Origin of the sequence: Thalassospira sp. NFXS8 (genome assembly GCF_040148805.1) — a bacterium.
GTDB lineage: Bacteria > Pseudomonadota > Alphaproteobacteria > Rhodospirillales > Thalassospiraceae > Thalassospira.
In genome coordinates, this window is record NZ_JAGEMF010000002.1 from 169,027 (window position 1) to 188,473 (window position 19,447).

20 protein-coding genes are annotated in these 19,447 nt (G+C 50.6%); 16 read left to right on the top strand and 4 right to left on the bottom strand.

Translation table 11 applies throughout. The features are described from left to right. Positions 1 to 12: 12 nt before the first annotated feature. Together hemH and hemE are read right to left on the bottom strand one after the other, a co-directional pair. Positions 13 to 1,107 (bottom strand): ferrochelatase, encoded by a 1,095-nt coding sequence (gene hemH, locus J4E05_RS10110; RefSeq protein ID WP_349595035.1) that lies wholly within the window; start codon positions 1,105 to 1,107, stop codon positions 13 to 15. Between the two features lie 170 nt (positions 1,108 to 1,277). Beyond that, on the bottom strand, positions 1,278 to 2,315 hold the full coding sequence (hemE, locus tag J4E05_RS10115; protein WP_349595038.1) for a uroporphyrinogen decarboxylase: 1,038 nt from the start codon (positions 2,313 to 2,315) through the stop codon (positions 1,278 to 1,280). Positions 2,316 to 2,844: 529 nt separating this feature from the next. Here hemE and J4E05_RS10120 point away from each other — a divergent pair. The 13 genes from J4E05_RS10120 (at position 2,845) to J4E05_RS10180 (ending at position 14,154) form a co-directional block, all read left to right on the top strand. Beyond that, entirely contained in the window at positions 2,845 to 3,675 is an 831-nt protein-coding gene (locus J4E05_RS10120) for a pyruvate, water dikinase regulatory protein (protein ID WP_085587331.1), read from the top strand. Then, positions 3,672 to 4,268, top strand: a complete 597-nt coding sequence (locus tag J4E05_RS10125; protein ID WP_349595041.1) for a Maf family protein — start codon at positions 3,672 to 3,674, stop codon at positions 4,266 to 4,268. The genes J4E05_RS10120 and J4E05_RS10125 overlap by 4 nt, the downstream gene beginning before the upstream one ends. A gap of 57 nt (positions 4,269 to 4,325) precedes the next feature. Then, positions 4,326 to 5,192: a shikimate dehydrogenase gene (locus J4E05_RS10130; protein ID WP_349595043.1), complete on the top strand. Its 867-nt coding sequence runs from the start codon at positions 4,326 to 4,328 to the stop codon at positions 5,190 to 5,192. 20 nt (positions 5,193 to 5,212) lie between these two features. Further along, positions 5,213 to 5,815 carry a dephospho-CoA kinase gene (coaE, locus tag J4E05_RS10135; RefSeq protein WP_349595046.1) on the top strand — a complete coding sequence of 201 codons (603 nt, stop codon included), beginning with the start codon at positions 5,213 to 5,215 and terminating at the stop codon, positions 5,813 to 5,815. 1 nt (position 5,816) lies between these two features. Further along, on the top strand, positions 5,817 to 6,512 hold the full coding sequence (gene dnaQ, locus J4E05_RS10140) for a DNA polymerase III subunit epsilon (RefSeq protein WP_349595048.1): 696 nt from the start codon (positions 5,817 to 5,819) through the stop codon (positions 6,510 to 6,512). A 21-nt stretch (positions 6,513 to 6,533) separates the two neighbouring features. Continuing rightward, positions 6,534 to 7,400, top strand: a complete 867-nt coding sequence (locus tag J4E05_RS10145) for a substrate-binding periplasmic protein (RefSeq protein WP_349595051.1) — start codon at positions 6,534 to 6,536, stop codon at positions 7,398 to 7,400. Between the two features lie 245 nt (positions 7,401 to 7,645). Continuing rightward, a complete protein-coding gene (locus J4E05_RS10150; RefSeq protein WP_085587325.1) occupies positions 7,646 to 8,434 on the top strand; it encodes a (Fe-S)-binding protein in 789 nt (262 codons plus the stop codon). 3 nt (positions 8,435 to 8,437) lie between these two features. Continuing rightward, the gene (locus J4E05_RS10155) at positions 8,438 to 9,868 is read left to right on the top strand and encodes a LutB/LldF family L-lactate oxidation iron-sulfur protein (RefSeq protein WP_349595053.1); all 1,431 of its coding nucleotides are present in this window, start codon (positions 8,438 to 8,440) and stop codon (positions 9,866 to 9,868) included. Positions 9,869 to 9,882: 14 nt separating this feature from the next. Further along, entirely contained in the window at positions 9,883 to 10,599 is a 717-nt protein-coding gene (locus J4E05_RS10160; RefSeq protein WP_085587323.1) for a LutC/YkgG family protein, read from the top strand. A 198-nt stretch (positions 10,600 to 10,797) separates the two neighbouring features. Further along, the gene (locus J4E05_RS10165) at positions 10,798 to 11,466 is read left to right on the top strand and encodes a Smr/MutS family protein (RefSeq protein WP_349595055.1); all 669 of its coding nucleotides are present in this window, start codon (positions 10,798 to 10,800) and stop codon (positions 11,464 to 11,466) included. Then, entirely contained in the window at positions 11,463 to 11,819 is a 357-nt protein-coding gene (locus J4E05_RS10170; RefSeq protein WP_085587321.1) for a helix-turn-helix domain-containing protein, read from the top strand. The genes J4E05_RS10165 and J4E05_RS10170 overlap by 4 nt, the downstream gene beginning before the upstream one ends. A 261-nt stretch (positions 11,820 to 12,080) precedes the next feature. Beyond that, the gene (gene rho / locus J4E05_RS10175) at positions 12,081 to 13,346 is read left to right on the top strand and encodes a transcription termination factor Rho (RefSeq protein ID WP_085587320.1); all 1,266 of its coding nucleotides are present in this window, start codon (positions 12,081 to 12,083) and stop codon (positions 13,344 to 13,346) included. 262 nt (positions 13,347 to 13,608) lie between these two features. Continuing rightward, positions 13,609 to 14,154 (top strand): HD domain-containing protein, encoded by a 546-nt coding sequence (locus tag J4E05_RS10180; RefSeq protein WP_349595057.1) that lies wholly within the window; start codon positions 13,609 to 13,611, stop codon positions 14,152 to 14,154. Positions 14,155 to 14,362: 208 nt separating this feature from the next. Here the strand turns inward: J4E05_RS10180 and J4E05_RS10185 are convergent, their stop codons facing one another. Together J4E05_RS10185 and J4E05_RS10190 are read right to left on the bottom strand one after the other, a co-directional pair. Beyond that, entirely contained in the window at positions 14,363 to 14,860 is a 498-nt protein-coding gene (locus tag J4E05_RS10185; RefSeq protein ID WP_349595059.1) for a methylated-DNA--[protein]-cysteine S-methyltransferase, read from the bottom strand. Between the two features lie 113 nt (positions 14,861 to 14,973). Beyond that, positions 14,974 to 17,025, bottom strand: coding sequence for a thioredoxin domain-containing protein (locus tag J4E05_RS10190; RefSeq protein ID WP_349595061.1), 2,052 nt, complete (start codon positions 17,023 to 17,025; stop codon positions 14,974 to 14,976). A gap of 290 nt (positions 17,026 to 17,315) precedes the next feature. On the opposite strand from J4E05_RS10190, the gene J4E05_RS10195 reads away from it, so the two are divergent. The 3 genes from J4E05_RS10195 (at position 17,316) to mnmE (ending at position 19,373) form a co-directional block, all read left to right on the top strand. Further along, positions 17,316 to 17,564: a DUF6489 family protein gene (locus tag J4E05_RS10195; RefSeq protein WP_085587317.1), complete on the top strand. Its 249-nt coding sequence runs from the start codon at positions 17,316 to 17,318 to the stop codon at positions 17,562 to 17,564. 123 nt (positions 17,565 to 17,687) lie between these two features. Next, entirely contained in the window at positions 17,688 to 17,900 is a 213-nt protein-coding gene (locus tag J4E05_RS10200; protein WP_349595064.1) for a (2Fe-2S) ferredoxin domain-containing protein, read from the top strand. 57 nt (positions 17,901 to 17,957) lie between these two features. Next, positions 17,958 to 19,373, top strand: coding sequence for a tRNA uridine-5-carboxymethylaminomethyl(34) synthesis GTPase MnmE (mnmE, locus tag J4E05_RS10205; RefSeq protein ID WP_349595067.1), 1,416 nt, complete (start codon positions 17,958 to 17,960; stop codon positions 19,371 to 19,373). The last annotated feature ends 74 nt before the right edge of the window (positions 19,374 to 19,447 follow it).

The following is a 19,447-nucleotide window of genomic DNA, read 5'->3' on the forward strand; positions in this document are numbered from 1 at the left end:
AATTCAAACGGACTAGCGATGTGCCCCTGGCTGTTGTGCAGTTGCACAAACATGATCATCAGGGCACCACCAACCACGGGTTTGAGCACTATCATTATCAATACCGTTCTGGTCGAGAGCCATTTGCGTTTCATCGATCACGTTTACGAGACCGGCAATAAATTTTGAATGCGAACATACGGTTCTTACCCGTTCATAGACCGGAATTTTCAAATGATCGGCAATTTCGCGATATTCAATATCAAGTTCGACCAAAGTTTCGGAATGTTCGGTCACAAAAGCGATTGGAACAATCACCAATGGCACACCGTCCTTGCCAGCGCGTTTAATTTCATCTTCGGTCGAAGGACCAATCCATTCCATTGGCCCCACCCGGCTTTGATAACACACCAGCCAGTCCAGATCGGGAATAGCCATTTTATCAACCACGGCCTGTGCCGATTTTTCAATTTGCGACTGATAAGGATCGTTGCGCCTTGTAATAACGGCTTTGGGCACACCATGCGCCGAAAATAACAAACGTGGCACACCTTTGTTCTGATCCCGTGCGCGTTCGTACCCTTCCTTGACCATATCGGCTGTTGCATTAACAAAACCCGAATTGGTTGGGTAACAACAGGCTGTTCTCATTGGAATGGCAAGGCCTGCCGTTTTACAGGCTTCTTTCCAGTCCTTTACAGATGATCCGCTGGTGGTAGTAGAAAACTGCGGATAGAGCGGCAGCAAAATCATTTCGTCTGCGCCCCAGTCTTTCACCTGTTTTACAGTCTCACTGGCAAATGGTTTCCAATATCGCATGGCAATAAAACAACGGTTTTCAAAACCGTTATCACTGTCATTCAAACTGGTTTGCAATGCATTGGCCTGGTCCTGTGTAAGTTCCAGCAAAGGAGATTTCCCGCCCAGATGCGCATAAATTTCCTGGGCAACCGGGGCCCTGCGCGATGAAATCAATTTTGCCAGCAAATAACGAAACGGATTAGGCAAGCTGATAATTGCCGGGTCATTGAACAGATTGAACAAAAACGGCTTTACAGCTTCGGGGCTGTCGGGACCACCCAGATTAAACAGAATGATGGCGCGTTTTTTTTGAGCATGATCAGGCATCGAAAAATCCTTCTGGCGTTCCAGAAAACCGGAAAACAGGTGTAAATCCTTAATTTATAAAATCCCTCCCGTCATCCGGCACGAAGGATGACGGGTACAATTCCTAAAAGCAATCAAGTCTGCTTTGATTACGAATTGATTTTTTCAATGGATTTCATTGATTAAAGAAATCATGCGCCCTTGCGGATGAAATCCACCAGCTTTCCAACATTTTCCGGCGATGTTTCCGGGGTAATGCCGTGACCAAGATTAAAAATGAACGGACCCTTGCCCAGGGTTGTTAAAATACGGCGGGTTTCGGCCAGCATTTCATCGCCCCCGGTAATCAGATACATCGGGTCAAGGTTACCCTGAACCGGACCCAGTTTTTGCAGGTTTTCTGCCACCCATTTAAGGGGAACGCCACTATCAAGGCCAACCGCATCAACACCAGTCAGGTTTTTGAAATCCAGTAAATGCAAACCGGCTCCCCTTGGAAAGCCAATGATCGGCATATCCGGATATTCAGCCTTGATGCTTTGCACGATTTTACAAGTTGGTTCGATCACCCAGCGATGAAAGCCGTTTTCTGATAACACTCCGCCCCAGGTTTCAAATAGCTGGATGGTTTCAGCCCCCGCCTTGATCTGAGCTAACAGATACTGGGTGGTTGCTTCGACCAGAATGTCGATCAGTTTTGAAAAACCGTCAGGGTCGCCATAGGCAAACCGGCGAATATTGGCAAAATCCTTGCTGCCTTTACCTTCAACCATATAGGTCGCAACAGTCCAGGGGGCACCGGCAAAGCCGATAAGTGTGGTATGATCGGGAATGGCAGAAGATAATTTGGCAACTGTTTCGTAAATGGGACCCAGCACATCGTGAATACCATCGATATTCAGGCGTATAAGGCCTGCCTGGTCACGAATAGGGTCCAATTGGGGGCCTTCCCCCTGCTTGAAGGCCAAATGCTGACCTAGCGCCTGTGGGATGACCAAAATGTCGGAAAACAGAATGGCAGCATCAAAGTCATATCGGCGCAAAGGTTGTAATGTAACCTCGCAGGCCAGATCGGGGTTATAGCATAGATCGAGGAACGAGCCTGCTTCGCTGCGGGTAGCGCGATATTCGGGTAAATAACGTCCTGCCTGACGCATAAGCCAGATAGGTGGCGTTGGCAGTGTTTCGCCGGCTAACGCACGCAGAAACAGTTTTTTTTGGTTAGGCATATGTCTGTCCAGTTCCTGTTTTTCGATCCCCGGTCCACGATGCCCGAAATGGGTCGTGGCCTATCCATGCGTTTTTTCCACCGTCTCTCTAACAAAACCACTTTAAATAAAAAAGGATGTTGTTTGTTAGTGGATGCCTGTGGATAACCGGGATTAAATTTGGTTCACATCTTATCCACATTGCGACTCGGATAAATTGATCCGTCGCAATCAATCTTGGGGAAAACTGGGGACGACTCCGAACGACTCTCAGGCTCTACCTTGGGAAAAGACAATTTTGAATAATGGGGATAGTGGGGATTAAACTGGTTTTGTGCCCGTTATCCCTGCTATCAGGTAAAAAATTTTCCGGTTATCCATAGCGGGACAACTGGTTTGAGGAAAATTGTAAAGGGTTGAGGATAAAATTCGTCTGATGAATTTTGCCGGAGTCGCACCCGTTATGCACATTTATCCACAGGCCCGACTCCGATTCTGGAAAAAGCGATTTTTTAGTGCGTAAAAAACAGGCATTCGCGATGGAGCAGATATGAGCGACCAAACCAGCATTTTTCATCTGCACCTTGTTTCTGACTCAACAGGTGAAACCGTGGACGGGGTCGCCCGTGCCTGTGTAGCGCAATTTCCCGATGTTCAGGCCCATGAACATGTTTGGCCCCTGATCAGAACCGATGCCCAACTTGCCCGGGTTCTTGCCGATATTGAACGTCATCCCGGGATTGTTCTTTATACAGTTTTTAACAGTGAAATTCGCCGCAAGCTGGAGGAAGGCTGCCGTCGAATGCAGGTACCTCATAGTCATGTTCTTGATACAACCATCACCATGATGGCTGGATATTTGGGTCAGCAATCACGTGGGCGCATTGGTGCCCTTCATAAAATGGACGAGGATTATTTTAATCGCATTGAAGCGATTGATTATGCTCTGAGCCATGATGACGGGCAGGCCACCTGGGACCTGGAAGAAGCTGATGTGGTGATTGTTGGCGTATCACGTACATCAAAAACACCAACATCGGTTTATTTGGCCAATCGCGGGATCAAAACGGCAAATATTCCGTTTGTGCCGGGTTGTCCGTTACCACCAGAGCTTGACCAGTTGAAAAACCCGCTGGTTATCGGCCTGATCAAGGATGTGGATCAACTGGTTTCCATTCGTAAAAACCGTTTACGCCAAATCGAACGGGGCGAGGGCGGTGATTATGTTGATCCGGTTGCTGTTCGTGCCGAAGTTTTTCAGGCACGGCGTTATTTTACCGAACGCAGCTGGAAGATTATCAATGTAACCCGCCGATCCATTGAAGAAACAGCAGCAATGATTATGGCGACATTAAACGACCGCCGGGAGGAAAATGAATGAACCGTCTTGTTTTGGCATCAAGCAGCAAGGCCCGGCAGCAAATGTTGCAAAATGCCGGGGTAGATTGTGAAGCCGTTGCGTCGATGATTGACGAAGATGGTTATAAGCAGGCGATGAAAGCCGAAGGCGCATCGGCGATGGAAGCCGCCGAAACCCTGGCAGAAATGAAAGCCTTGCGGATGTACCGCCAGCGACCCGACGCAATTGTGATTGCTGCTGATCAAATGCTGGAATGCAACGGGGTGTGGTTTGACAAACCAACCGATCGTGATCAGACAAGAGCACAATTGCGAGCCCTGCGTAACAAGCGCCATCAACTGGTGTCAGCGGCTGTGGTTTATAAGGAAGGTTCGCGGATTTGGGGCAAAATTGATACCGCCCATTTAACCATGCGCAATTTCAGTGATGAATGGCTGGAATGGTATCTTGATGCTGCTGGTGAAGACATTTTTCAATGTGTTGGCGGCTATCAACTTGAAGGTTTGGGCGCACAGTTATTTACCGAGATAAGGGGCGATTATTTTACCGTTCTGGGGATGCCGCTTTTGCCTCTGATCGGGTTTTTACGCGATCATGGAATTTTAAAAGCATAGATTTGATCCTTTTGATCCTGACAACCCGAATTTGCCCAAAGAAGCGGAAAACGATAAATGAATAACCCGGTATCTATACAGACATTAACTGGTACATCCCGGCTGGCCGGTGTTATGGGATGGCCTGTTTCCCATTCAAAATCGCCGCGGTTACAGGGCTATTGGCTGGCACAATACGGTATTGATGGCACATATATGCCATTGCCTGTTGCCCCGGAAAATTTTGCGGTATCGGTTAAATCCCTGCGGGATTTGGGGTTTGCCGGGGTTAATGTAACCATTCCCCATAAGCAGGCTGTTTTTGCCGTTTGTGATGAATTAACCGATCGGGCGAAACGCATTGGCGCGGTAAATACTGTTACATTTTTAGCCGACGGTAAAATTCACGGCGATAATACCGATGGTTTCGGGTTTATCGAAAATTTGCGTCAGCATGTGCCTGATATCGATTTTTCATCCGGCCCGGCGGTTGTATTGGGTGCAGGGGGCGCATCGCGGGCAATTATTGTGTCGTTATTGGATGAAAATTGCCCGCAAATTCGCCTGGCTAATCGAACTGCCAGCCGTGCCCATGATTTGGCCCGTGAAATTGGTGATGATCGTGTCACTGTGGTGGATTGGCCAATTGGCAAGGAAACCCTTTGTGATGCTGCCTTGCTGGTAAACACCACCAGTTTGGGCATGGTCGGGCAACCGGCATTGAACATTGACCTGGATGGTTTGGGACAAAATGCTGTGGTGACCGATATCGTTTATGCGCCATTGAAAACGGACCTTCTGTTACAGGCCGAGGCCCGTGGCAACAGAGTGGTGGATGGCCTGGGCATGTTATTGCATCAGGCGCGGCCGGGATTTCATAAATGGTTTGGCATTGATCCTGTTGTGACGCCAGAATTGCGCGAATTCGTTCTTTCGCCGGTTTAAGAACAAAGGATATTTCCAAAATGGTTATTCTTGGCCTGACCGGATCAATCGGTATGGGAAAATCGACGGCAGCGGGCATGTTTCGCTATCTTGGGGTGCCGGTTTATGACGCCGATGCCAATGCCCATAATTTAACAATGCCAGGTGGCGCAGCATTTGACGAGATCGCCAGTTTATTTCCTGATGTGATTGTGGGGGGTAAAATTAACCGGCATCTTTTGGGGGGACATGTTTTTGGCAATGCCGATGCATTAACCCGGCTTGAAGGAATTTTGCACCCGTTAATTCGTGCCAAACGCGATGCCTTTATTCGCAATTGTCGGCGGGTGGGATATGCGCTGGTTGTGCTGGATGTTCCGTTATTATTTGAAACCGGTGGTGACAAAAACTGTGACCATGTGGCGGTCGTATCGGCGCCGGCGTTTATTCAACGCCAGCGTGTGTTGCGTCGGGAGGGTATGAACGAACAGAAATTCACCGGAATTTTACAAAAACAGGTGCCTGATTATGAAAAACGTCGCCGGGCGGATTTTATTATTCCTACCGGGTTGGGTCGTGCGGTGACATTTCGATCCATTCAGTCCATTATCGGGTACTTGAACAACCGGAATAAACGGACCTGACATGCGTGAAATTGTTCTCGATACGGAAACCACCGGCCTTGACCCTTATTCAGACCATCGGCTGGTTGAAATCGGGTGTATCGAACTGATCAATCATATGCCGACTGGCAAACAGTATCACCAATATATCAATCCGCAGCGCAGCATGCCCAAGGAAGCCTTTGACGTGCATGGATTGGGTGATGAATTTTTGGCAAAGCAGCCGGTTTTTGCCGAAGTGGTTGATGATTTTATTGAATTTATCGGCGATGATTCAAAGCTGGTTATTCATAATGCCGCTTTCGATATGAAGTTTTTGAATGCGGAACTGGGCTGGCTGAACAAGCCGCTGATCGCCAATGACCGCGCGATTGATACCGTGCAAATGGCGCGCAAGAAATTTCCGGGGTCCCCGGTTAGTCTGGATGCACTGTGCCGCCGGTTTAAAATTGATAATTCCAATCGTACCTTGCACGGTGCCTTGCTTGACTCCGATTTGCTGGCACTGGTGTATCTGGAATTACTGGGCGGGCGCCAACACGGGTTAATTCTTGATCCTAATGGGCAGGGACAGGCGAACAATGACGAAGGGATGCGGGCTGGTACATCGGCCAAGCCGTTTCGGGCTCCGCGTCCACATGCAGCCAAGCCCGAGGAAATCTCGGCACATCAGGCATATATCAGCGAAAAAATTAAAGATGCGGTCTGGTTGAAATAGCAGACATTATTCGGGGTGGGGATGATGGGGCAAAAAAAGGGTCAGCTTTTTTGTCTGGCTGGACGGGCTGGTTTTATAGTGGTTCTGATGTTGTGTGGTTTTATCGGAACGGCATTGGCAGAAGCACCGTCAGTTTCAAATACGATCCCGTATGTTCTGCATCAAAGTTACCCGAACAATGCTGATGAAGGACGCCCTGAACAGTTGTTTTTTGACGAACTGGCACGATCCGTTTTCAAAAATGCGGGTTTGCCTTTTATCGAACAGGTTCAACAGCCATGGAAGCGTGCCTATCAGGAAACGATTTATGGACCGCGCCATGTTATTTATCCAACAACCCGTACCACAGATCGTGAAGATGATTTGAAATGGGTTGGCCCGGTGAGCCGGACGGTATGGAATTTATACGGGTTGAAAAATGCTGGTTGGGCACACCGTCAACCAGGGGATATTTTCAAGTCAGCCCGTATTGGTGTGGCGATGGGATCGGCCCGGGAAAATTATCTGAAATTGCGTGGCGTAAAAGATATTGTTGCCGTTCAACGCGATGATCAGTTGTTGGCGATGCTGTTGGCAGACCGGGTAGATGTGCTGGCGATGGGGGCTTCACCGCTTGGTTTTTTAAAGAGTGATGCCGAAAACGCAGCCGTACAAAATGTCGGCCGCCTAGCCAGTTACCGCGTTTGTTATTTGTATTTTGCGTTAAGCAAGGATAGCCCGCAAACAGATGTCGATAAATTGCAAAATAGCCTCGATGAATTTTATCGTAGTGGGCGTTTTTTAAGAATGCGTATGGGTTTTGACCTGAACGCCAATCCTGAAAGTGATTTTATTCAGGCCATTCAGGACCCCGCCAACCGTAATGTTGGCTGTATTGATGTCGAATAGCTTTATATTTTAAATAAGAATTTTTATTTAATCCTATTTTGAAAAAATGAGAGCTTTAACGGTTTGGCCTACCGCCAGGGCTGTGTGCATTTTTGGTTGGTACCAGTAAATGGTCATGGTGTTGCTCATCAAGTGCTGGACCATGGTTTTTAAAATTGGTAATACCAGTTAGATGTTTTTGGCAATAGAGCAAACAGATCCCGCAAATCATGTTTGCCAATGTGCCTATCAGAGAGGGAACCAGGATGTCTTTCGCGCCGTCGTCCACGTCCAAGCCCCGGGTTGGTCTGTTTGTGACCTGTCTGGTTGATATGTTTCGCCCAACGGTCGGTTTTTCGGCGGTTAAGCTGCTTGAAGAAGCCGGTTGTGTTGTTGATGTGCCGATGGAACAGGTTTGTTGTGGTCAGCCTGCCTTTAATGCAGGCGATTTGGCATCGGCGCGCAAGGTGGCAAAGCCCCTGATCGCGATGTTTGCCGATCATGATTATGTGGTCGCCCCTAGCGGTTCGTGCGCTGGTATGATGATCAAGCATTTTCCCGAATTGTTTGCCAATGATCCGGAACTGGCAGAACCGGTCAAGGCTTTGGCGGCAAAAACCTGGGAACTGGTATCGTTTTTAACAGATGTTATGAAACTTGATGGTGTTGCCGCTGCTTTTGATGGCAGCATCACTTATCACGACAGTTGTTCGGGCTTGCGCGAATTAAAGGTTAAGGAACAGCCGCGCAAATTGCTGCGCTCTGTAAAGGGCCTTTCTATTAACGAATTGCAGGAATCTGAAACCTGTTGTGGTTTTGGTGGCACTTTTTGCGTCAAATATCCTGAAATTTCCGGGAAAATGGTGGGCGATAAAACCACCGATATTAAAAACAGTGGCGCCGACATGCTGCTGGCCGGGGATATGGGCTGTTTGATGAATATGGCAGGCAAGCTGCGCCGTGAAGGTTCGGACATTGAAGTTCGCCATGTGGCCGAGGTTTTGGCGGATATGACAATGGCAGCCCCTGGCATTGCCGGATCGGAAAAGGGCTAAGTCATGGAACATTCGACATCGCCCAATTTCAAACAAAACGCCCATAATGCTTTAAATGATGCCAGTTTGCAGCGTGCCCTTGGCCGTTTGAAAACCGGGTTCAAGGATAAACGCACCGCTGCCATTGCCCAATTGCCGGAATTTGAGCAACTGCGTGATGCCGCGCGCGATATTAAAAACCACACCCTGGCCAATCTGGACCATTATTTAACGGCGTTTGAAGCCAATGTGATTGCCAATGGCGGCCATGTACACTGGTGTGCCGATGCCGAGGAAGCCCGGCAAACGGTTTTGAAAATTTGCCAGGATAAAGAAGCCAAATCTGTCCTTAAAGGCAAGTCGATGATTTCCGAGGAAATCGGCCTGAATGCCTTTTTGGAAAAGCAGGATTTGAAGGTCGTTGAAACCGATCTTGGCGAATATATCATTCAGCTGCGCAACGAACCACCAAGCCATATTATTGCCCCGGCCATTCATGTTCATAAAGAACAGGTCGCCGAGAGCTTTCGCCAGACCCATAAAGGGCGCGATATTAACCGACCACTTGATGAACCGCGCGATTTGCTTGATGAAGCCCGTGAAGTGATGCGCGAGCATTTTTTTGCTGCCGATATTGGCATTACCGGCGCCAATTTTTTGATCGCGGAAACCGGGACGTCGGTGATTGTCACCAATGAAGGCAATGGCGATTTAACCCAGACGCTGTCCAAGGTGCATATCGCGATTGCCAGCCTGGAAAAGGTGGTGCCAACCCTTGAAGATGCTTCGACGATTTTGCGGGTTCTTGCCCGCTCGGCCACCGGGCAGGAAATGTCGTCTTATACGACATTTTCAACGGGTCCGCGCCGGAGCGAGGACCTTGACGGGCCCGAAGAATATCATGTGATTTTGCTTGATAATGGCCGGTCCAACATGCTGGGTACCGAATTTCAGGAAATGTTGCGTTGTATTCGCTGTGCCGCCTGTATGAACCATTGTCCGGTTTACGGGGCGGTGGGCGGCCATGCCTATGGCTGGGTTTATCCGGGGCCGATGGGGTCGGTTCTAACACCGTCCCTTATCGGTGTGGACGAAGCCGGGCATTTGCCCAATGCATCGACTTTTTGTGGCAAATGCGAAGAAGTGTGCCCGATGCGCATTCCTTTGCCGAAAATGATGCGCCATTGGCGCGAACGCGAATTTGAGAAACATCTGGGTCCGCAATCAATGCGGTTCGGCATTCAGGCTTGGGCCTGGATGGCCAGCCGACCAAAATTGTATCAGCTTGCCACCGGTTTTGCCGCCAAAGTTCTAAAATCAATGGGCGGACGCAAGCGGGCCATTCACAAATTGCCGCTGGCGCGTGGCTGGACCGATATTCGCGATTTGCCAGCCCCGCAGGGTAAAACATTCAAACAGCTTTGGGCGGAACAGCAAGCCGCGAAAAAAGCCTGATCCCGGAGCCGTAAATGAACCAGTCATCATCGTCATCGCGAAATGCCATTTTAGGGCGGATTCGCAAAAATCTGGGCCGCGATACTAGCCCGCAGGATGCCCCGGCCGAGGTTGTTGCCCGGCTTGGCAACCCGCCACGCAACATTACGCCCGCCCGCGCGCAAATCCCCCATGACCAGCAATTGGACCTGTTTGTCAAAATGGCCGGGGATGTGAATGCCAGTGTTAGCCGGATTGAAAATAGCGAGGCTATTGTGGGCGAGGTTTCGCGATATCTTGCCGAGCATAACCAGCCCGCGGTGGTGCGCCTGGCACCGGATTCGTTTATTACCGGGCTGGACTGGGATAAAACGACGCTGGAAATATCGTCTGGCGTTGCCGGGCCGCTGGATCTGGTGAGTGTGACGCCGGCTTTTGCGGGTGTGGCAGAAACCGGCAGTCTGATGCTGCGATCCGGGCCGGATCAGCCCTATACGCTTAATATGCTGCCCGATACCCATATCGTTGTGATTCGCGCCAGCCAGATTGTGGGCACTTATGAAGAAGTGTGGGGGTTGCAACGGCAAAGTCAGGGTCGAGGTACAATGCCCCGTACATTTTTGTGGGTCACAGGCCCATCACGTACCGGTGATATTGAACAGACTTTGCAGTTGGGGGCGCATGGCCCGCGCCGCCTGCATATTATTCTGGTTGATGATACCGGTGAGACGCCCGTTGCCCAGCCTGATTAATTTGTGAAAACGGGCAGTTGGCGCGGAATTGATGCATATATCGCGTGGGTAATTTAATCAAATCATGAAAACCGGTGGCTCTGCCTGCCGGTTTTTTTGATGATCTATGCCGTTTTGACCTGATTTTTGGTCAATTTCGTATGATTTTACTGTTTCCCGGCGGTGCATTTTTAAAACAATGCGGCTATATGTTAGCCGATGACAGATCGCAAGAACCACCGAAAGCGCCGTAACGTAACTGAGTCGGAAAAAGCCCTTTGGCAGGCTTTTACCCGTGATGTTGCGCCTTTGCGTGCGCGTCGCAAGGGGCTAAGCGATGAAGATGCCAGCGCGTTTGCAGATGCAGTAGGGACAGAAGCCACGATATCGGGGGGCGAAACGGCTTTGCCGCCAACCGCCTCGCTAGGCGAGGAAATTGCCCGGTCCGAAGCAACCCGTTTGGCGCGTAATTTGCCATCTGCCCGCGATGCCGATCGGAAACCCGGTGCCCAGGCCAAAGGCCTGGAAGACTTGCAAACTGGCAAAACGGCCGGAATTGACAAATCGACTGCCGATAAATTCAAAAAAGGCCGCATGGCGATTGAAGGTCGGATCGATTTGCATGGTATGACCCAGGAGGTGGCGCACCATGCCCTTAATGCGTTTATTGAAAGCGCCTGGCGTAGTGATAAACGGTGTGTGCTGGTGATTACGGGTAAAGGCAGCCGGGCCGATGAATATGGCCGGACCGGTTTGTTGCGGCAACGATTGCCGCAATGGCTAAGCGCGCCGCGTCTGCGCCCGCATATATTGGCGGTAAGCCAGGCGCAGATCGGGCATGGCGGGGCAGGTGCCTTTTATGTTTTGTTGAAACGGAGACGCGTGTGACACCTTTTGGCAATCGCATTCGCGAATTGCGAACGCGCCAGAATGTAACCCTGACAGAAATGGCAAATGCGCTGCAATTGTCGCCTGCCTATTTGTCTGCATTGGAGCATGGGCACCGCGGTCGACCAAGCCCGGGGCTGGTTCAGCAAATTTGTGGTTATTTTAATTTGATTTGGGATGAAGTCGATGAGATAAAGCGTCTGGCGCAATTGTCTCATCCCAAAGTGACAGTTGATACCGCTGGCCTTGAACCTGCTGCGACGGAGCTTGCCAATCTGCTGGCCGAACGTATTGCGGGATTAAATCAGGATCAATTGACGCGAATCTTGCGAATTGTGCAGGAACGCGGTTGAAAAAGCCTGCCAGTGTGACCTCAATCACAATGACGGCGGCCGTTTGGACCAAACCGGTTTGACTAATTGTCGGATCGGCGTTATCTGTTTCTCATGTTTCGTCACTCTTGCACGAAACATTCCTACCTTAAGCAATCAGCGGTTTATTTTCGGTATTTTAACGTCGTGTTCTTTAATGCGGCATAGAAAACTGCACTCAAAAATCGCCCCTCCTGACCTATTCGCCCTTTCCCCGGCAATCACAGATCATCATACGCACATATGCATCTCCAGGACCTGAAACTTAAATCTCCGACCGAGCTTCTTGCCCTTTCGGAAGAGCTCGAAATTGAAAATGCCAGCACCTTGCGCAAGCAGGAGCTGATGTTTGCCATTCTCAAGCAGCTTGCAGAGAACGACCACGCTATTTATGGCGAGGGTGTCCTGGAAGTATTGCCCGATGGCTTCGGCTTTTTGCGGAGCCCGGAAGCCAACTATCTGGCTGGACCGGATGATATTTATGTCTCGCCAAGCCAGGTTCGCCGATTTGGCCTGCGTACCGGTGATACTGTAGAAGGACAAATTCGTTCGCCCAAGGAAGGTGAACGTTATTTTGCCCTGTTAAAAGTCGACAAGGTCAATTTTGATGCGCCGGAAAAAGTCCGTCATCGCATCAATTTCGATAACCTGACCCCGCTTTACCCGGATCAGCCCCTGAAAATGGAGCGCAATCTGGACCAGGACGGCAATAACAGGGACATCACCAACCGGGTGATCGAACTTGTGTCGCCATTGGGTAAAGGTCAGCGCGCCCTGATCGTGGCACCGCCGCGCACCGGTAAAACCGTGATGCTGCAAAATATTGCCCATGCGATCGAGGAAAACCATCCGGAAGCCTATCTGATCGTTCTTCTGATTGATGAACGCCCGGAAGAAGTGACTGACATGGACCGTTCGGTAAAAGGCGAAGTGATCAGCTCGACCTTTGACGAACCGGCGCAGCGTCACGTTCAGGTGACGGAAATGGTGCTGGAAAAGGCCAAGCGTCTGGTCGAACACAAGCATGATGTTGTCATCCTGCTCGACTCGATCACCCGTCTGGCGCGTGCATACAACACCGTTGTCCCAAGCTCAGGCAAGGTTTTGACCGGTGGTGTCGATGCAAATGCCTTGCAGCGCCCGAAACGCTTCTTTGGTGCCGCTCGTAATATCGAAGAGGGTGGCTCTCTGACCATCATCGCAACCGCGCTGATCGATACCGGTTCGCGTATGGATGAAGTCATCTTTGAAGAATTCAAGGGCACGGGTAACTCCGAACTTATTCTTGACCGGAAACTGGCTGACAAGCGTATCTTCCCGGCGATTGATATCCTTAAATCGGGTACGCGTAAGGAAGAATTGCTGGTTGGCAAAAGCGAGCTTTCCAAAATGTGGGTTCTGCGCCGTATCCTCAACCCGATGGGGCCGCAGGACGCGATGGAATTCCTGCTTGGTAAACTTAAATCGACCAAGAACAACGATGATTTCTTCGATTCGATGAACGGATAAACGTTGTTGTCGGAATATCTGGCACATTGATCCAGGCAGATTAGAACGGAGCCTTCATCGGGCTCCGTTTTTTTGTGTTCACGTCGGCAAGAAATGTTTCACGGGAAACATTTGGGCGATACTTCACCGTTTTACCGCTTCATCTTTAACAGGGCAGGGGGATCGTTGCTGGTATTGAACCGGATATGGGTGGATCGGGACTTGCAGCTTTTGCCAAGGCATGGGACGCTGTGATTAATTATTCACAATGACCGTCAGGAACATGCAGCTTCTTTTAAAATCTGTCGATTTTGCCGCCCGTGCCCATCGTGATCAACGCCGCAAGGGACCTGCCCGGGAACCCTATATTAATCATCCGATTGAAGTTTCGCGTTTAATTGTCGAATGCGAACCAGACACCGCCGAAGATGTATTATGTGCGGCCATATTGCATGACGTGATCGAGGATTGCGGTGCGACGCACGGTGAAATTGCCTCCTGCTTTAATGAAAATATTGCCAATATCGTTTTGGAGGTGAGCGACGACAAAGCATTGCCCCGCGACGAGCGCAAGGCAATGCAAATTAAGCTGGCACCGGAACTGAGCAATGATGCAAAGCTGGTGCGTTTGGCCGATAAAATTGCGAATGTCGGGGCAATGTTGACCGACACCCCGCTAGGTTGGGACCAAAGCCAGATTTTAGGATATGTCGATTGGGCGGAAGCTGTTGTTACCCCGTGCCGCGCTGTAAGCCAGAACTTAAGTGACCGTTTTGATGCGATCAGCCGTGACGTTCGTGCCTGGCACGTCAGTAATGGCGAAGCCTGATTTAAAAACTGGATTTTCGCCGGGTATCATAACGACAGCGACGTAGCCCGCCGATAAGGAAGGGCTATCGCCTGTCGTGGAACCGGAAAATCACAAAATTTGTGATAAAATAGATATATGCATTTGATCAATTTTTAAAAATATATCTGACTTTTACGGGTTATTTTGAAAATTAAGATATTCTCTTCAGCCCAAAAGTATAGTCCAATCAAAGATCAAATTCTGTTTGATTGCGGGTTTTTGAAGCAGGGTACAAGTCAACGCCTTCAAGTTTCAGCAATATTTCCTTGGTTTCCAGGCCACCGTCACCCGAATATCCGCCCGGTTTGCCACCGGTGGCAAGGACGCGATGGCAGGGAATCACGATTGGAATAGGGTTTTTACCGCAGGCCATGCCAACAGCGCGAAATCCCTTTGGGGAGCCTGCGGCGCGGGCGAGGTCCTGATAGGTGGCTGTTTGCCCCAGCGGAATTTCGCAGATGGCAGCCCATACAGCGGCCTGAAAAGCTGTTCCACCAGGTGCGAGTGGCAAGTCAAAGCGGTCCAGCTTGCGGGCGAAATAGGCGTTAATTTGTGACTTTGCTTCGTTAAGTACCGGGCTTGGCTCCATATCTTCGACAAACCCCCAGTCCAGCGACACAATCTGATCGTCAAATTCAAAAATTGTCAGCGCGCCAACAGGGCTGTTGAAGGATATCTGTGGCATTGTTCTGGCTCCTGTTGGCGGAAAATATCGGCATTAAAACCACGTTTAATTGCTTTATATGCCGTTTTTATCCTTTGTGTCGCAAGGTTAATTGGTGAAAAGGGGGCTGTCTATCAGGCCGGATCTTCGCCCTTTGCAATTTCATCAAGATACTTGCCCAGTGCATCGATATCGGTAATCGGGGCGGAGCAAACGGGACCGCGACAAATATAGGCGGTTGCCTTGCCATTTATGCGGGTTTTGCCACAAGCAGGATGGTTTTGGGGAAGGTCATGCTCGTCGCCCAGAATTGTGAGCGCCCGGTTAGGCAGGTAGGTGGCAAAAACTGCCCGGCGCATGGCGTATAATTCTGCGCTGCCAACAGATGCGAGAATAACAATTTGTACTGTATTTTGCAGCATTTCCGCGCCAAGCAACAGACCCGGCATGGAGGGAAACTGGTCACGCAGACGGCCACCAAAGCAGGCCAGGGTCGTTTCGGCGCGTGTTTGATACCGCTGGTCACCGGTTAGTGCATAAAGTCTGGCAAGGTTTTGCACCATAATGCCATTGCCCGAGGGAACAGCGCCATCTGTAGCCGGTTTGCTGCGTACGACCAGGTCGTTGCTGTTGGCCGCAGATTGAAAATATCCACCTTGCTTATGGTCGACAAACTGGTTTTCCACCTGTTCGGCCCAGCTGATGGCATCGCGCAGATAGGATGCAGAACCTGAAATTTCAAAAAGTCGCAAGGCGGCGCGAATCATATGGGCATAATCTTCGAGCATACCGGCATGTTGCGCCCGGCCGGCCCGATAGCTGTGCAATAACGTATCGTTGTTGCCAAGGGTTTTTCGGATGAAATTATAGGCCAGTTTGGCGTAATCCAGCCATTCGGAACGCCGAAACGTCATTGCGGCTTCGCACAGGGCTGCAATTGCCATCGCATTCCAGTCAGTCAGAACCTTGTCATCCCACCCCGGGCGGATGCGTTTGTCCCGTGTTGCAAGCAAGGTTTGGCGCATATTGGAAAGGGCTGCTTCGACTTCATGGTCTGCCAGTGACAAGCCTGATGAAGTGCGATTCAGGATGGTGTGGCCTTCCCAGTTGCCTGCCTCTGTAACATCGTAATAACGATTAAACAGGTTTACATCCGCGGTGTTTAACAAACCGGAGATTTCGGATGAGTCCCAGACATAAAATTTGCCTTCTTCGCCTTCGCTGTCCGCGTCAAGGCTGGCGCCAAACGCCCCGCCGGAAACCCGCATTTCGCGCAGGATCCAGTTGATGGTTTCTCCTATCCGTTGGGCATAAAGCGGATTGGCAGTAACACGCCAGGCATCGCACAGCATTTCGATCAGCAAGGCATTGTCATAGAGCATCTTTTCAAAATGCGGCACCAGCCATTGGTCATCGACACTATAACGGGCATAACCGCCGCCCAGATGGTCATAAATCCCGCCCTGCGACATGCGATCCAGCGTCAGAGTGACGGCATTTTGCAGGTTTTCGTCGCGGGTGCGTGCCGCTGTTCGCCATAAAAATGCCAGCAGCGTGGGTTGGGGGAATTTGGGAGCACCTTTGGTACCGCCATTTTCCAGATCCATCAATTGCAGGCAGCTTTTGCCAAATTCGTCAATCGTTTCAAGCAGGGGGACATCGCCACTTCGTGCCGTATTCATACGCATCAGGGCTGTATTGATCTGCTTGACGTTATGGGCGACGTTTTCGGGTTCGCTGTTATAGATATTGGCAATGGAATTTAAAACATCGTCAAATCCCGGTCGTCCGTATTTGGCGTGCTTGGGGAAATAGGTTCCGCCCCAAAAGGGTTCACCTTTGGGGGTGAGAAACATGGTTAGCGGCCAGCCACCCTGTTGGCCCAGTAACGCCAGTGCGTTTTGATACAGGGCATCAAGGTCCGGGCGTTCTTCGCGGTCAAGTTTGATATTGATGAACAGATCATTCATCAGCGCGGCGATTTCGGGATCCTCGAAACTTTCATGGGCCATAACGTGGCACCAATGGCAGGCGGCATAACCCACCGATAATAAAACGGGTTTGTTTGCGGCCTGTGCGGCGGCAAGCACCTGTTCAGACCATGGTTGCCAATGGACCGGATTTGTCTGGTGTTGCAAAAGATAGGGGCTGGTTTCCTGACCCAGATTGTTGCGTCCAAAATCCATAATCACATGCTGTCCCAAGCTGGTTTGATTGCGTTCAGGGTTGCCCTTCAGTGTGGCGTCGATAGGGCACAGCCACATTGAAAAAGGTAAATTCGCAAATTCTTATTTTCATAAAATAGGGTCAAAACTATTGAAAAGAAAGGAAAATGCTTTGCACAATTGCCATATAAAGGAAATGCGACGAAGATGGGCCAGGGATAAAGTCTGGCAATAGCAAAAAAGTGCCGTTTTCAGCTTTTGTAAACGGCCATTGTCATAAAATAAAAACGGGTCAGTCAGGAGGTTTGGTTATGAAAATTTCAGTTGATATCGATTGCAGTCCGGAAGAGTTACGCACATTTTTCGGATTGCCCGATGTCCAGCCGATGCAGCAGGCCCTGATGAAGGAAATTGAAGACCGGATGAAGGCCAATCTGCAGGCGATGGACCCGGAAACCATGTTAAAAACATGGTTGCCGCAGGGAATGCAAAACTGGGAACAGATGCAAAAGGCATTCTGGAACCAGTTTAACAATGGTGGCCCCATGAAGAAGGATTGACCGGACTTGAGTGATACAGAACATTTTTATCAGTCCCATATTTTTGTGTGCCAAAATGAGCGGCCAGAGGGGCATCCTCGTGGATGTTGTCAGGCTGCAGGAGCAACCCGGCTGCGCAATTATATGAAGGTTCGGGTTAAGGAACTGGGATTACCTGAAACCAGGGTCAACACGGCCGGTTGCCTGGACCGTTGCGAACTGGGACCGGTAATGGTGATTTATCCTCAGGGAACCTGGTACCACTATGAAAATCAGGATGACATCGAGGAAATTCTTCAAACACATTTGATAGAAGGCCGGGTGGTTGAACGATTGCAATTGCAACCTGATCAGTAAGATTTAACAAAGGCCGCCAAACAGGCGGCCATTTTTTACACTGCCAGGATACGGAATATGGTTTTGCACGGTCCTACCCCCATGATTGATACGATATTTGCCCTGTCTAGCGGTGCAGGCCGGGCAGGCGTTGCGGTTATACGCCTGTCGGGTCCGCAATCACTGCCAGTCTTATGTGCGCTGCTGGGCAGTAAAACGCCGCCCAAACCGCGTGTGGCGGTGTATGCGCCCATCGCTGACCCGCAAAGTGGTGAACGGCTTGATGATGCCATTGCCCTGTATTTTGCCGGTCCGGCGAGCTTCACGGGCGAAGATGTGGTGGAGCTGCATGTGCATGGTGGACGGGCGGTGATCGAAGGTGTGCTGGAATGCCTTGGCCGTCAACCCGGTTTGCGATTGGCAGAGCCGGGGGAATATAGCCGCCGTGCCTTTCAGAACGGTAAAATGGACCTGACGGAAGCCGAAGGCATTGCCGATTTGATTGATGCCGAAACCGCGGCACAGCGTCGCCAGGCCGTACGGCAAATGGCCGGGGAACTGGGCCAGCTTTACGAAGACTGGCGCTTGCGCCTGATGCGGGCCCTTGCCCATATCGAAGCCGATATTGATTTTCCCGACGAAGATCTGCCCGACGGTATTGTTGCGGTGCTGCGCGGCGATCTGGATCGGATCGGCGGGGAAATTGCTGCCCACCTGGCCGATAACCGGCGCGGAGAGCGGCTGCGTGAAGGGTTTCAGATTGTTATTCTTGGTGCACCCAATGCCGGAAAATCAAGCCTGTTAAATCGGCTGGCCCGGCGTGATGCGGCAATTGTTTCTGACATTGCCGGCACCACGCGCGATGCGATTGAAATCCATCTTGATCTGGGCGGGTTCCCGGTGACGATGGTGGACACGGCGGGTTTGCGCGAAACCGGCGATGCGATTGAAACCGAAGGCGTGCGCCGGGCAACCCAGCGGGCGGAAAATGCCGATCTTAGGCTGGTCGTTATTGACCGTGCCGATTGGCCAAATATCGATGCCGAAGCCGCACGGTTGCTTGATTGCAACACCGTTATTCTGATTAACAAGGCGGATCAGGATGGGGAGGTTATTGCCGCCGCCCCGTTACATGATCGGCCGTCCGGACGTGTATGGTCTGGTGTGGATGCTGCAGGGGCGGCGCTGGAGCTACCGGTTTTGGCGATATCGGCTATGACCGGAGCGGGGATGGAAAGTCTCTTGCAACTGCTGGAAAGTCGCGTAAAAGAGGGGCTCGATTTTGCCGGGCCTGTCCCGCTGACGCGAATGCGTCATCGTCGCGCCCTTGAACAGGCGCTATCCCATCTTCAACGGGGCTTGGGGACCGATATTGCCGAACTGGCTGCCGAGGATATTCGCCTGGCAGTGCGGGAAATCGGAAAGATTACCGGACGTGTAGATGTTGAAGATTTGCTTGATATCATCTTTGGTGATTTCTGCATTGGTAAATAATTATCTGGCAATAGGTTTAATTGAATATGTTTCACGTGAAACAGTACCGATTCCGATGCCGGGATAATGCCCGA